General features: G+C 40.6%; 2 protein-coding genes. Both read left to right on the top strand.

Translation table 11 applies throughout. The features are described 5' to 3' along the window. Nucleotides 1–183 (top strand): hypothetical protein (locus N473_RS26670; RefSeq protein ID WP_231099498.1); only part of this gene is annotated, 183 nt, incomplete at its 5' end. Beyond that, nucleotides 170–522, top strand: a 353-nt coding sequence (locus tag N473_RS01110; RefSeq protein ID WP_155735501.1) for a hypothetical protein, incomplete at its 3' end; no start/stop codon positions are given. The genes N473_RS26670 and N473_RS01110, both read left to right, overlap by 14 nt.

The raw sequence follows: 522 nt of genomic DNA, 5'->3' as shown, positions 1-522 counted from the left end.
AAGATCATTGATAAGCGGCTATATAGCTTCAAGCCTACTTCGATTATCTCCAACTGTAAAAGCGTTGAGGAAATTAAGCATTACATCGGCTTTAGAGCTTATGACAGGCTTAAAGAGGGCGTGTTGTTTACTACGCATTTTAACTGGGAAAGTTACAGAGGGAAGGGCAATGCCAAAGTCTAAAAAGGTTCGTAAAAAATATAATGTTAGTTCTCGCATTCGTTCTCAGGGTGACGCAGCACTAAAGGATCTGTGTGTTCTTTCTTTGGTTAGCCTTTCTGGTAAGTGTCTGCTTGTAAACATGAAGACGGGTAAAGACCAAGCGCCAAGCCTAACGTTAGCCACTGCTATCGAAAAGTATTCGTTTCAGTGGACCGTTCTATTAGCTGTTTTTGGGCGAGCTCCAAACGGTGACCAATACATGAAATGTGAGCAAGTGAACTTTACTAGCAGGTACCGCCAATGTGATTTGGTTGACTACTTAAACGAAAAGCAAAACAACTTTTTGGATAAATCAATAAA

The organism is Pseudoalteromonas luteoviolacea CPMOR-1 (genome assembly GCF_001625685.1).
In the GTDB taxonomy this organism is placed as follows: domain Bacteria; phylum Pseudomonadota; class Gammaproteobacteria; order Enterobacterales; family Alteromonadaceae; genus Pseudoalteromonas; species Pseudoalteromonas luteoviolacea_K.
The sequence above is the reverse complement of the archived record's forward strand: the minus strand, read 5'-3'. Positions and strand labels throughout refer to the sequence as shown.